This window comes from Lewinellaceae bacterium, from assembly GCA_020636105.1.
Classification (GTDB): domain Bacteria; phylum Bacteroidota; class Bacteroidia; order Chitinophagales; family Saprospiraceae; genus BCD1.
Genome location: JACJYL010000002.1, coordinates 1,330,001 through 1,343,096, shown reverse-complemented (window position 1 = coordinate 1,343,096; position 13,096 = coordinate 1,330,001). Strand labels below are relative to the sequence as shown.

Here is a 13,096-nt window from a genome sequence, read left to right as displayed (position 1 = left end):
CGGGAATTTATTTTTTTGGGTTATACCCGTATGCTTTAAGTTGCTTTTCAGTCAATGAAATTACATTTACATCAAGGTAAATGGGCACCAAAGGTTTGTCCAGGGAATCGGTTTCCACTTTTGCAATATCATCCAGCACCTCCAATCCTTTAAAAACCTGCCCGAAGATCATATAATTCCCGTCCAGCCTGGGAATACCGTTTTTATTTTGAACGATGTACAGCTGGCATCCGGCGGAAAGCTTTCCAGGATTGTCATCCCGACCTGCGCCCACTGCTCCGTAAATATGTTTGATATGCTCGTTGAATTCAGGTTTTATCAAATAAGGAGAATCGGCGAACCCTTCCGGCGTATCCGGGCAGCCGCCCTGGATGACGAAATTTTCGATTACCCGGTTAAAAGTCAAGGTATCCCAATAATTTTCATTGGCCAATTTGATAAAACTGGCCTTATGCAAGGGCGTATCGTCGTACAGCCAGAAAAGCATTTCACCTTTGGAGGTAATGATCTGTCCGATGGGATAGGTCTCTTCCTGGTTTTTCAAGGCAGCGCATGAGTAAAGAGCGAATAAGAGGAAGATCAACCATTTTTTTTTCATTTTTCCGCTGTTTAGAAATGATACAAGATTGCCAATGGAACGGGAGGGCCGAAGGATGAATTGCTTTTATTTTTGAGCTTGCGCTCAAATAAGGAAATCCCTTTTCAATGCGGCCAATGGATCAAAATAAATCCTTTACAAAATACGAATTCTTCTCTGAATTTTTGATGTTCCAGGCTTCACTCGAACTTATCTCCAAAGATTCCTTTTGATAGCGAACGAAAAACAATTCATCGGTGGTGACCATTATTTCCCGGGGTTTGTTGCATAATTGATCCCGAATGACTTTTTCCAATCTTTGGGCGGCGGCTTTGAGTTCTGCCAGCGCTTCATCGTCGAATAACTCAAAATGGGCCAATTCACCTATGACCATATAAAAGTCATTGTCATTGTCCATTTTTGGACGAAGATGGTTTCGTTCATATAATTTTTGCCTTAATTTAAATAGTTTATTATCCGCGATATCCGTTCCTTCCTGCAATGACCAGCCGATCAGGATAATTTTTTTTGCTTTCCAGTTGATTTCAAACGACCGGTTATAAGGCGTACCCTCAAAACTCATAAATCCATCAAAGTCTTCTTTGAAACCGCCGAATTGTATTTTCATAGGGAAAAACGGGTCAATATTGGAAAAGATGTTTGAAAAATCCATTTCCTTCTTTTTTTCTTCTTTTGCCCAAATATTGGCATTAAAATGCCGCTCAAATCCAATGATTTTTTCCATCCCGACCATGGTGCCGTGGATTTGATCCATAGGGTGTTTTATAAAGATCCTCCTCAAATCTGAATCTTCGATGGTTTCCCATACTGAATGAATCATTTGTTTGAAGGCCGTGTTTTTTTGGCCGTAAAGGGCTGCTAATGTTAGTTGCTTCATTAACTCCAATTATTTTTTCCGAAATTACAAAAATAAATAATGTTTTTGGTAATCGCCGAAACGATAGCCATCCAGAAACATTGCTACGGTCTGGATCACCTGCCAAATGATTGAATTTGATTTAATAACCGCCGGAATTTATTATAGGTGCAGAGCACCTGTCTGGCAGCCAGGCAAGACCGAAAAATTTGTTGTAAAAAGATTAAAAAATCTATCTAAGGTGTAGCGTCCCGGCAACGTATGCCGAGGACAGGCTACCGCAACATTTTTTGGATGGTCGGAGATTTAGGTTACGGTGCGCTGCACCTTGAATCCTCTTTCCATTTGTTTGGCGACAAAGATTAAGGTACTCTGCACCTGATTGTATTCGGCGGTTATAAAATTAAAACCAATAATTCCGCAATACATGATTGAGTAGAGGTTTACCGCCGCGTTAATTTCAGAGTGCTGCCAGTTATAGAAAAACGACCACATTAATCACCTTCCTTACCATCCAGCACTGCAGGGTTCGTGGGCAGGCTCATTTGGATAATCGTTGCTACGATTATCGTAACGATACACCCAATCAAATTCAACCATAAATAGGCGATTTCAATAATCTCCATCATTCTCAGGGTGAAGATGATCAAAATAAAGATTTCCGTGATGATGGCTGCGATGAAAATGGCTTTCCCTTTGATCCATTTTATGAAAAAGGCCACCATGAAAACGCCTAAAATAACGCCATAAAATAAGGAGCCAATAATATTGACCAATTGGATCAGGTTTTCAGACAGGTCGGCTAAGACGGCAAAAAGCAGGGCAATGCCGCCCCATACCAGCGTAAACCATTTTGAAGCCTTAAGGTAATGGGTGTCATCCTTGTCTTTGACGATGGAACGCCGGTAAAGGTCGACTACGGTAGTGGCTGCCAGGGCATTGAGCTCCGCAGAGGTCGAAGACATGGCCGCAGAAAATATTACCGCGAGCAACAAGCCAACCAACCCGATAGGCAGGTAGTGAAGTACAAAAGTTACAAAAATGTAATCGGTATCTTTGGTTTTGGCTAACGGATTTTCCATGGCGATCAGGTCTTCCACTTTTTTCCTGATGTCAATGTCCTGGGCCTGAAGTGATTTTAAGGTTTTGGTGGAAGCTTTGACGGTCTGTTCGTCTTTATTCTTAATGGCTTTGATCAGGGCCCGTGATTCGGCTTCCTTAAGGTCATAAATCTTGTCGTAATCGGCTTCCAGGTGATGAAATTCGGCTTCAAAAGGCGATCCTTTGAGGCTGTTTAAATTGGCTTCGTTAAAATGTACAGGGGGTTTGGTGAACAGGAAAAAGACAAAAACCAGTATCCCCACAAATAAGACCAGGAACTGCATAGGTACCTTGACCAGGCCGTTAAATAACAAGCCCAGCCTGGATTGGGTCAGTGATTTTCCGGAGAGGTAGCGGGAAACCTGGGACTGGTCGGTCCCGAAGTAGGAAACGAAAAGAAATACACCTCCCAGCATACCCGACCAAAAATTGTATCGATTGGAAAGGTCAAAGGTAAAATCCACCACATTGAGTTTACCCATTTTTCCGGCAATGTTCACGGCATCTTCAAAACCAATCCCGTCCGGGAGTTTGGCGACCACGATATAGGCTGCAATAGCCATACCGCCTAAAATGACGATCATCTGTTGTTTCTGGGTCACACTCACTGCTTTGGTGCCTCCGGATACCGTATAAAATATAACGATGAGCCCGATAAAAAACACCGTAAATCCAAGGCTCCATCCCAGGATAGTCGAGAGAATGATAGCCGGAGCATAAATGGTGATTCCGGCGGCCAGTCCGCGCTGGACCAAAAATAAAATAGCGGTGAGGGTTCTTGTTTTCAGATCAAAACGCCCTTCAAGGAATTCATAGGCGGTGGTCACATTAAGCCGGTAATAAATGGGCAAAATAAAAATGCAGAGAAATACCATGGCAACGGGCAGTCCGAAATAAAACTGGGCAAACCGCATGCCGTCTTCATAAGCCTGCCCGGGCGTGGAAAGAAAGGTAATGGCGCTGGCCTGGGTAGCCATTACCGAGAGTCCTATCGTCCACCATGGGAGGTCACGATCTCCCATGAGATAGCTTTTGGAGCTTTTTATGTTACGTGATTGATAGACACCATAAAAAACGATGACCAACATGGTTCCCATCATTACAATCCAGTCAAATGCGTGCATGGTTTAGGTTTTATGTGTTTCCCCCTGTAGTTTCAGGGGCTGTCTGTTCAGGAATGATATTTGGTGAATAAATAAAATAAGGTGATAAGGATGGCATGCATGATGAGAACGAAGACGTACATCTGATTCCAGGTTTGGAATACCGGCGGTCGATCATCGCCATTTTTATTGTTCGTTGTGGTGTTATCCATAATGTAGGTATGGTCAGTTTCGGGGAGCCAAGTTACAAATATTCCTTTAAAATGAATAAATATTGTTTAAGCCTTAAACCCTTCGCAGTTTGCTACTATTTCTTAAATTCGCTCCCGGATTATTAACAATAGGACTCATTATTGGAAATTATAGACATCTCTCCCGGGAAAAGGATGCCTGTAAACCTGATCCGATAAGAAAGTTTGAACTTTTTGTACAAAAAATGCGTTAGCAAGGCGTAATCAAGCACAATGGCAGAAAAGAAGAAAAGTACAATAGAGATCGTCAACCGGAAGGCAACCCACGACTTCCTCTTCCAGGCAACGCTGGAAGCAGGAATCCTATTGACAGGAACGGAGATCAAGTCTGTCCGCAAGGGAAATGCGAACCTTAGAGATGCTTATTGTACTTTCAAAAAAGGAGAATTGTTTGTCAACAGCATGTTTATCGGAGAATATAAATTCGGCAATATCCACAACCATGAACCTCGCCGCCTGCGAAAACTCCTCCTCAAAAAAGCCGAACTCCGCAAATGGGAAAAACGTGTAAAGGAAAAAGGCTTTACCATTGTTCCCTACAAAATATATATTTCCGAAAGGGGATTAGCGAAGGTAGAAATCGCCCTGGCTCAGGGTAAAAAATCTTTTGACAAACGGGATTCCATCAAAGAAAAAGACAATAAGAGAGACATGGACCGGTTGAACAAAATAAAATTGTAGCCCAAAAAATGGCGGGTTACGGGAGGGATTTGATAAACCCTACAACCCGTAACCCGCCATTTTTTTAAATCCATACGTCGAGTGCCGCGACATCATGAGCACTTTCCTGCCGGGATACATTCATTCTAAACGCCTCCGTGTAACCGTTTCATTCTTTCCATAAAGGCAGGCCTGCGGCGGCGGGATACTTCGATCTTCATTTCATCGTCCATGATGAGGTAACCACCGTCACCTTTGACGAATTTGCGCATATAGTTCAGGTTGATGACATGACGTTTGTGTACGCGATAAAAGTTAAAAGGAGCAAGCAGTTCTTCGTAAGCCTTGATCGTTTTGGAAGCTGTAATACGTTCCCCGCTTTCCAGGTAAATATGCGTATAATTGTCTTCTGCCTCAAACCTGACGATATCCTTGATGTTGACAAAATAGATACCATCCAGAGCGGAAATGCTCATTTTGGTAAAGGCGTTTGGATTGTTGTAATAGGTGTTGAATACATCCAGCCGGCGCTCTGTTTCACTGTTCTTCTGCGAACCAATTCGCGACACGGCTTCTTTTAAAGCATCAGGGTCAATGGGTTTTAATACATACCCTATGGAACTGTATTCACAAGCTTTGATGGCATATTCTTCATAAGCCGTGATGAAAATGATATCGAATTCAATGGGCCTGATCTGATTTAATAGTTGAAAAACCAAACCATCAGGCAAACTGATGTCGAGAAAGGCAACATCCGGTTCTATCGGTGGATTGGCCAATAATTCGAGCCCCTCGGCAATACTGCCGGCATCACCGATCACCTCAATATCTGGACAATTTTCCGCCAGCATGTTTTTAAGGTTGTTTAAACCGTTGATTTCGTCTTCAATGATAATTGCTCTTTTCACGCGCTATTTTTTTTAAGAAAGTTTACAAAAATAGGCTAATCCAACTAATAAAAGAAAAAAATGTGCTGCCATCTTTGCAACGGGCCTGTTTAATATTTTGCGGTCATGGGGTTTTAACCTACATTTGCCCTGATTACGGAAAAGGGAATCCCCGTGTAAATCGGGAACTGTACCCGCAGCTGTAAGCTCCTGTTGGATTTTTCAACAAAAAGGAAGTGCAGGACAACCACTGTTTTATAATGGGAAGGTTGCACGATCCGGAGTAAGTCAGAAGACCTGCCGTGGTTAATTTTTGTCATTCGTCTTCGGGTATAAAGACCGGGTGGGTATAAGTTTTGCTGTTTTTTATTCAAAAGGAACCGTTAACCTCTGGTCTTTTAGGATTTCCCTGCATCGCTTCTCCTTCCTCTCTTTTACCTAAAACAGGGTAAAATGAAATTTTTGTTTATTTTCTTGTCCTTATTTTCTTTTACTGACCTGCTTTTTGCCCAGCAGGAAGTGGATACCCTGTTGTTATTACCCAAGGTTTTGGTCAGTGAATCTTTAAGGATTTCCAGAGAGGAAGGCAGGGATTGGGAAAGGACGGATTCTTCCATGACTGAACGGTTGGCTTTGCAAAACCTGGGTGATCTGCTGGCCGCCGCCCATAATGTTTTTGTGAAAAATTACGGACCCTCAGGCATCAGTAGTTCTTCTATTCGCGGGGGAAGTGCTTCCCATACGGCCATCTTATGGAATGGCGTCAATATTCAAAATCCTATGCTTGGGCAAACCGACCTCTCCCTGTTCCCCGTAGTCCTGGCCGATGATATTTCATGGTCCCCCGGAGGAGCGGCTACTGCCAATATCCAGGGTGCCCTGGGCGGGGCCATTCAAATGAAAAACAGGTTTGATCAACATGCCCCCAGGATAATGATGCAAAACGCAGTGGGGAGTTTTGGGGCCTTCACAAACGCAGCCCGGGTGCAGTATGGACAGGGAAAAGTAACGGGGATTACCCGGATTTATTACCATCAGGCCAAAAATGACTTTCCATACCTTGACCTTCATGGAACTCCCCGGAAAGTGGATCATGCGCAGTTGAAACAATATGGAATTATCCAGGAGGCCCGATTTAGCCGCCGTCCCGGTTCGGAATGGGATGTTCACTTATGGCAACAACATTCTTATAGAGAATTGCCTGCCAACAGGCTTCAGTTAAAGAGTGTAGCCGGGCAGGAAGACAATGCTTTACGAACTATCCTCAAATGGAAAAAGTGGACAGATAAACACGCCTTTTCAGCCACTGCGGCCTACATATCGGATCAGTTGAATTATCGGGATACTATTGCCGGGATCCAATCGGAATCCCAATCGAATACCCTTAGTGTTAAAGGGGCCGAGCAGTTTTATCCGGCCTTTGGAAGTTTCCACCTGAGCGTAGGATATCAAAGGATCTGGGTAAATTCCAATAACTATGATTTTATGCCGCTCCGAAATGCGTGGACAGGGAATATGACTTTCAGGAAAACCGGGGAAAGCCGGAAGTGGAGCGGGGAAGTCAGCCTGGCAGCAAGTTATGCTGATGGTTATTTCCAACCATTATTGCCGGCTTTAGTCTTAAAATGGATGCCCAGTAGATGGGTGACCGCCAAAACTTCAATGATTCGTAATTTCCGTCTGCCCACCTTCAATGACCTTTATTGGGTGCCGGGAGGCAATCCGGAACTCAAGCCTGAAAGAAGCTGGAGTTATGAAGCTGGGATCATAATGACCCCCTTGACAAAAAAAGGCAAGTCCACTTACGGAGGCAGCCTCATTGCGTTTTTCCGATCCGTTGATAACTGGATTTTATGGCTTCCTGGTCCATCGGTCTGGTCTCCCGAAAATGCAAGGAACGTCTGGAGCAGGGGACTGGAGGCCGAAAGTTATGTCAAAAAAGAGATCGGGAAATGGCTATGGAGAATAGACGCCCGCTACAGTTTTATCCGCTCGACCAATATAAAAGCGGCAGATTTCGCGCAGGCCACCCTGGGTAAACAACTCATTTATCAACCGGCTCATACGGGAGGGGCGAGCCTGATCATCCGTTATCACCAAATTACGCTTTATTATGCCCATAGGTGGAGCGGAGCCATTTTTACCACCAGTGATAATTCGCAATCCCTTATTGGCTATTCGGTGGGCGATATACACCTGGACCGAATGTTTAAATTCAACAGGAATACCTTCACCTTATCGGCAACTGTATTCAACTGTTGGAACAAAAATTATGAGGTGGTGGAATATTATCCTATGCCCGGGAGACATTTTCAATTAAAAATTTCAACAAACATCCAATAAAAAATGACAATTATGAAGTGCCTTTTTACTTTGTTTTTACTATCAGGTACCTTATGGTCGGTAGCACAAACGCCCTCCACCTTCGAATCTTACGAAATCCAGGCAGATACTTTTTTAAATGGTATGGATAGTGCGGTTTACCAGGATGGGGATGCCGATTTTCCTTCGTTCTTTGATTCACTTTTCTCATACTGGGCCTCCGGGTGGGCTATTTCCAGCATGACGGATGGCGAAACCTCGGGATATGCCAACCTCTACAGTGCCAAACCGGGTAGTGGGGTTCATAAAAGCATGAATTATGCGGTAGGGCAGCAAAATGCGATCATACGTCTGACCGGGGCAGCGACGGCCCAACCGCTCCGAGGGGTTTATCTTACCAATACCACTTACACCCATAACAGCATGAGGGACGGGGATGGTTTTGCCAAAAAATTTGGGGGAGATTCCGGAGACGAGCCCGATTATTTTAAACTGAAGATTCAGCCCTACGCCCAGGGACAATTGTTTCCGGACAGTGTAACATTCTACCTGGCGGATTACACTTTTGAGGACAATGACCAGGATTACATCGTCAATGAATGGACCTGGTTGGACCTCTCCTCCCTCAGTGCCAATGTACCTTTTGGGACCATCGACAGCCTCTTGTTTACCCTATCCTCCACTGATGTAGGGGACTGGGGGATCAATACCCCGCTATTTTTTTGTATGGATGATTTCAATAGCGAAACACCCCTGGAAGTCCTGACGGTGAACCGGCCATCACTTTCTCTGGAAGTTTTTCCAAATCCGGCAACTGATAGGGTGACGGTAATCGTGTCTTCCGGAGATCCCATCGTTGGTGAGGCCCGGATTCTAAGGGCCGATGGCACAATAGTGGCCACTCAAACCATTCCCTCCAACCCAATGGCTTTTGATCTGTCAAAATTTCCCGCCGGGGTTTATTACCTTAATATTACCAATGGAAATGAGGCAGGCATTTGTAAAATTTTAAAAATATAATAGTTCGGCACACAAATGTTATTTTTTGTAAAAACAGCATTTGTGTGTCAAACTATCCGTACAAATCCTCTATTCATCGAAAAAATTAACTTGTTTTCTTTTCCCGTTCTATTTTTGATCACAATTAAAAACGGGAAAATGAACTTTAAACGACACCTGGTTCCGCTGCTTTTGCTTTTACTGCCTGTCTTCTCCTTTGCCCAAAGCCGGGCCATTCAAAAATTACACGACGACTATGATAAAGTCCGGTTGCGCTATTTTTACGAAAGTGTCATCCGTGCGGGAGCCAATTTAGCACTTGGTGGGGAAGGAGTGGAATTGACAAAAGGCATCCAAAAGGTGGTGACGGTTGATTTTAAACATTCCGAAGCCCTGGAAGATGCTTCCTCTCAATTTAAAGAATGGCTTAAAGAAGAGGGGTATGGAACTTATATGGAAGTCACCAACCGTGGAAACCTTGCCGGAATGGCGGCTTATTTTATGGGGCTTATGGGGCAAAAATCATCTGAAGGCCAGGCTGAAAACGAAAAGGAAATCAATGACGCCATTAAAGAAATGGGCGTTTATGCCTTGGATGATGGAAAAGCCATATCAGCCCTGGCCGTCGTCATCATCGGTAAGGAAAACACCCAGATTTATGAATTGCACGGCAAATTGAAACTCGATTCCCTTCCCGAGATCATCGACAGGGTGCAGAAATTTATTAAAGTAATTGATTCGTCTATCGTGAATGAGAAATGACCCTACTTCTATGCCGCCAATAAGCGAATCCATTTCGATTTGGTAAAACCTCCATAAACCATTTCAAAGAAAAAATGACTATGCCAACTATACTTGAGATCAACAACCTGACAAAACAATTCGGAAGGCTCACCGCTGTTAACCACCTCAGCCTTAACATTGAAAAAGGATCTGTTTTTGGAATGCTCGGTCCTAACGGGAGCGGCAAGACGACCACCCTTGGGATGTTATTGGGGGTCACTAAACCTACTTCGGGCACTTTTTCGTGGTTTGGAAAAGGAGAATCCCATGAAATGCGGAAAAATATTGGCGCTATCCTCGAACAGCCTGTTTTTTATCCGTACATGACCGGAATTCAAAACCTGGGCCTGGTTTGCCAGATCAAAGGGGCTGAAAAAAACAGAATAGAGGAAGTACTTGAAATTGTAGGGCTCTCCGGCAGAGGACACGATAAGTTCAAAGGATACTCCCTTGGCATGAAACAGCGTCTGGCTATTGCGGCAGCCCTCATCAACGATCCGGAAGTACTCGTACTGGACGAGCCCACCAACGGCCTGGATCCCCAGGGTATTTTTGATATCCGTCAACTGATCAGACAGATTGCCCAGACGGGTAAAACCATCATCCTGGCCAGCCACCTGCTCGACGAAGTGCAGAAAGTATGTACAGATTTTTGCGTACTTCAGACCGGTAACCTCATTTACCAGGGGATTGTAGAAGCAGATTTTGCCAAAAGCACCACCATCGAGCTCGTTGCAGAAGATATGCAAACACTTATTGAAGCGCTGCAAAAAATTCCCGGGGTGGATGAAATTGAAGAAAAAGACGGTAAGGTAATTGTCAGAGGAACCCTTCAGTTGAATAGCCTGACCATCAATAAATATTTGGTGGAAAAAGGAATTGTCCTCACTCATTTACATACCCTCAAAAAAAGCCTCGAAGAACAATTTATGGAAATCCTGAGTGAAGAAGCTTTAGGGCATTAATTTATTGATTTTTAATGTTTGTGCACTGGTTTTTTGGCAAGGATTCCTATGTGCCTATGTGTTAAGAGTCTATGTGTCTATGTGCCTATGTGTTAAGCATCTATGTGCCTATGTGTTAAGAGTCTATGTGACTATGTGTTAAGAATCTATGTGACTATGTGTTAAGAATCTATGTGTTTCAAAAAATAATTAATATGCTGCGCCTATTAAAAATAGAACTGACTAAACTTTATACCAATCGCTTTTTCAGAGTGCTTGGAGCACTTTGGATATTTGCCTTTTTCACCATCCCTGTAGCCTTTAATTATTTCCTGGAATGGATTCAAAAAAACGAGCCAGTTGGAGCGGAACAGTTCCTAAAGGCGGACCAATGGCCCATTTTTGATTTTGTAGACATCTGGCAGAACCTGGCCTATTTGTATAAAATGGTTACCATATTCATTTGTTTCATCGTTTTGGCCAGTGTCACCAATGAATTTGATTACAAAACCATAAGGCAGAATGTCATTGACGGAATGAGCCGACGAGAATTCTGGCTCAGTAAGATCGTTTTTATGCTGGGAATTAGCATGTTGGCCACTATTTTTTTAGCATTGATCGGATTTGCGGTAGGGTATTCCCTTTCTCCTGTCACGGAACCTGAGTTTGTTTTCAGGAATATCGAATTTATGGGGGCCTATTTCCTGCAGGTGTTTTATTTACTGATGTTTTGTTTTGTCGTTAGCCTGTTGATCAAAAGAGCCGGATTCGCTTTTGCGAGTATTCTCTTTTACATTTACATCTTAGAGCCCATCACTACGCTTATACTGTCTCAAAAATATAAACTGGAACTTCTTGCAGATTGCTTTCCTTCTGAAGCTGGCTGGAACCTCATTCGCTTACCCTTTGAAAAGTATTTGCTGATGTATTCCCAGGACTATGTGTCTTACCAGGACCTGGGGATTGCCTCCGTATGGTTGGTCATATTCCTTCTGGTTTCCTACTGGCTGGTCAACCGGAGGGATCTCTGATGCGGCTCCAGCAGCCCCTGGACCTCAGAGGTTTTAAAAACCTCTGAGGTCCAGGGAGCGGCGCTCCTCCCCTTAAAAAAGCCACGAGTCAGAGGAACGGGACATTTTTTAACCACATTTTTTTCTGTTTTAACATTTTCACACCTGACAAAAAAATTAAGGGCAAATTCTTTTTAAGCAGCAGCCGGCCCTTCCACCAAATACATCTTCACAGCCGTATCATGCTCCTTGAAATCACCGTGATAGGCACAGGTGAATTTTTCTTTCACAAGAGAATAGGTAGTTTCTGAGATGTTTACGCGATCCACCGCCCCGTAAGTCTCCATGCGGGAGGCTACATTTACGGTGTCTCCCCAGATGTCGAAAGCAAATTTTTTGAATCCAACAATTCCGGCCACAACAGGGCCTGTGTGTATGCCGATGCGTGCCCTGAAGAAGGGTTTGCCTTGCGGTTCGTTTTCGGCAGCCAAGGCCTTCATGAATTCCTGGATCTCCAGAGCGGCATTGATCATATTGATGGCCAGGTTTTCGTCGCTCGTAAAAATGCCTCCAACACAGAGGTAGGCATCCCCGACAGTTTTTATCTTTTCCAGTCCGTGCTTTTCGGTGATTTCATCAAAGGCACGGAAGCATCGATCGATGAGGGCAACCAATTCTTCGGGTTCCAGCCTTTCCGAGATGCGGGAAAACCCTTCAAAATCAGAGAACATTACTGTTACAGGCTGATGCCGCTTAGCTTTGGCAAAGCCGTGTTTTTTTAACTCTTCCGCCGTTTCAGCGGGTAAAATGTTGAGCAACAGTTCTTCGGATTTCTGCTTTTCTTTTTCGAGCTCGCTGGTTCTCGCTTTGACCTGTGCCTCGAGATCTTTCTCCCGTTTTTTGACCAGGTAAATTCTGTATTTCAAAAACCCGAAAATCAATCCTGCCAGTAAAAGTGCTACGGAAATCCGGAACCATAAGGTTTTGTAAAACGCCACAAGTACTTTTACCTCAATAGCTAATTCTTCTTCGTTCCAGTCTTCCCGTCCGGCTTTCCCACGTAATCTGAATACATAATCCCCTGCAGGGATATTATTGTAACGAACAATATTTACAGCAGAGGCCGGTGACCAGTCTTTATCATAACCTTCCAGCATATAACTGTACATATTCTGCGCGGGGTTTCGGTAGTCCGCCAGGCTAAATTCTACGGTAAAAAATTTATCCCGATGAGTGAAAATGACGGAATGTAGGTTGTTCAGCCCGGCCCTCCGTTCTATCAGACTGTCTATTTTTCCGTTGAAAGTAGTGAAGGAGGTAAGCATGAGAGGCGTTTCGCGGTTTTCCTGTTTCTTATGTAAAAAATCAGGCCCCGGGAAGAAGGCATTCACGCCGTTGAGCCCCCCGAAATACATCCGGCCTTCTTTGGATTTGTAAAAGGAAATACGGTTAAACTCATTGGCAGAAAGGCCATCGGCAAGGTAGAAACTATGTGTCTTTTGTGTTTGGTGATTGATCCGGCACAAACCAAGATCTGTACTCACCCAAATTATGCTGTCACCTTCCGGTAGCAGCCCGTTGA

Annotated in this window: 11 protein-coding genes and 1 riboswitch (1 of these 12 only partly in view); of the genes, 6 read left to right on the top strand and 5 right to left on the bottom strand. The window is 44.0% G+C overall.

Features of this window, described 5'->3' with window-relative positions; all coding sequences use genetic code 11:
• Positions 1 to 7 precede the first annotated feature (7 nt).
• The 3 genes from H6571_22435 to H6571_22425 all read right to left on the bottom strand — a co-directional run bounded on the left by H6571_22435 (position 8) and on the right by H6571_22425 (position 3,679).
• Positions 8 to 598, bottom strand: coding sequence for a peptidylprolyl isomerase (locus H6571_22435; GenBank protein ID MCB9326508.1), 591 nt, complete (start codon positions 596 to 598; stop codon positions 8 to 10).
• A 121-nt stretch (positions 599 to 719) separates the two neighbouring features.
• A complete protein-coding gene (locus H6571_22430; GenBank protein ID MCB9326507.1) occupies positions 720 to 1,475 on the bottom strand; it encodes a hypothetical protein in 756 nt (251 codons plus the stop codon).
• 473 nt (positions 1,476 to 1,948) lie between these two features.
• Entirely contained in the window at positions 1,949 to 3,679 is a 1,731-nt protein-coding gene (locus H6571_22425; GenBank protein MCB9326506.1) for a sodium:solute symporter, read from the bottom strand.
• 443 nt (positions 3,680 to 4,122) lie between these two features.
• Between H6571_22425 and smpB the strand changes: the two genes are divergently transcribed.
• On the top strand, positions 4,123 to 4,590 hold the full coding sequence (gene smpB, locus H6571_22420; protein MCB9326505.1) for an SsrA-binding protein SmpB: 468 nt from the start codon (positions 4,123 to 4,125) through the stop codon (positions 4,588 to 4,590).
• Between the two features lie 125 nt (positions 4,591 to 4,715).
• Here smpB and H6571_22415 read toward each other — a convergent pair whose 3' ends face one another.
• A complete protein-coding gene (locus H6571_22415) occupies positions 4,716 to 5,477 on the bottom strand; it encodes a response regulator transcription factor (GenBank protein MCB9326504.1) in 762 nt (253 codons plus the stop codon).
• A gap of 89 nt (positions 5,478 to 5,566) precedes the next feature.
• A riboswitch (cobalamin riboswitch) is annotated at positions 5,567 to 5,776 on the top strand.
• 133 nt (positions 5,777 to 5,909) lie between these two features.
• Here H6571_22415 and H6571_22410 point away from each other — a divergent pair.
• The 5 genes from H6571_22410 (at position 5,910) to H6571_22390 (ending at position 11,535) form a co-directional block, all read left to right on the top strand.
• The gene (locus tag H6571_22410) at positions 5,910 to 7,799 is read left to right on the top strand and encodes a TonB-dependent receptor (protein ID MCB9326503.1); all 1,890 of its coding nucleotides are present in this window, start codon (positions 5,910 to 5,912) and stop codon (positions 7,797 to 7,799) included.
• Between the two features lie 12 nt (positions 7,800 to 7,811).
• Positions 7,812 to 8,798, top strand: a complete 987-nt coding sequence (locus H6571_22405) for a DUF4465 domain-containing protein (protein MCB9326502.1) — start codon at positions 7,812 to 7,814, stop codon at positions 8,796 to 8,798.
• A 138-nt stretch (positions 8,799 to 8,936) separates the two neighbouring features.
• The gene (locus H6571_22400) at positions 8,937 to 9,539 is read left to right on the top strand and encodes a hypothetical protein (GenBank protein MCB9326501.1); all 603 of its coding nucleotides are present in this window, start codon (positions 8,937 to 8,939) and stop codon (positions 9,537 to 9,539) included.
• 80 nt (positions 9,540 to 9,619) lie between these two features.
• Entirely contained in the window at positions 9,620 to 10,525 is a 906-nt protein-coding gene (locus tag H6571_22395; GenBank protein MCB9326500.1) for an ATP-binding cassette domain-containing protein, read from the top strand.
• 194 nt (positions 10,526 to 10,719) lie between these two features.
• Positions 10,720 to 11,535, top strand: coding sequence for a hypothetical protein (locus H6571_22390; protein ID MCB9326499.1), 816 nt, complete (start codon positions 10,720 to 10,722; stop codon positions 11,533 to 11,535).
• Positions 11,536 to 11,708: 173 nt separating this feature from the next.
• Here H6571_22390 and H6571_22385 read toward each other — a convergent pair whose 3' ends face one another.
• Positions 11,709 to 13,096: the final stretch of a hypothetical protein gene (locus tag H6571_22385; protein ID MCB9326498.1), read on the bottom strand. 1,717 nt of this gene lie beyond the right edge of the window; only the last 1,388 of its 3,105 coding nucleotides appear in the window; its start codon lies beyond the right edge, outside the window — the gene reads right to left on this strand; the stop codon is at positions 11,709 to 11,711.

Bases quoted from the DNA above. Each gene is read 5' to 3' on its own strand.
- H6571_22435 (MCB9326508.1), bottom strand. From the start codon at position 598: ATGAAAAAAAAATGGTTGATCTTCCTCTTATTCGCTCTTTACTCATGC.
- H6571_22430 (MCB9326507.1), bottom strand. From the start codon at position 1,475: ATGAAGCAACTAACATTAGCAGCCCTTTACGGCCAAAAAAACACGGCC.
- H6571_22425 (MCB9326506.1), bottom strand. From the start codon at position 3,679: ATGCACGCATTTGACTGGATTGTAATGATGGGAACCATGTTGGTCATC.
- smpB (MCB9326505.1), top strand. From the start codon at position 4,123: ATGGCAGAAAAGAAGAAAAGTACAATAGAGATCGTCAACCGGAAGGCA.
- H6571_22410 (MCB9326503.1), top strand. From the start codon at position 5,910: ATGAAATTTTTGTTTATTTTCTTGTCCTTATTTTCTTTTACTGACCTG.
- H6571_22405 (MCB9326502.1), top strand. From the start codon at position 7,812: ATGAAGTGCCTTTTTACTTTGTTTTTACTATCAGGTACCTTATGGTCG.
- H6571_22400 (MCB9326501.1), top strand. From the start codon at position 8,937: ATGAACTTTAAACGACACCTGGTTCCGCTGCTTTTGCTTTTACTGCCT.
- H6571_22395 (MCB9326500.1), top strand. From the start codon at position 9,620: ATGCCAACTATACTTGAGATCAACAACCTGACAAAACAATTCGGAAGG.
- H6571_22390 (MCB9326499.1), top strand. From the start codon at position 10,720: ATGCTGCGCCTATTAAAAATAGAACTGACTAAACTTTATACCAATCGC.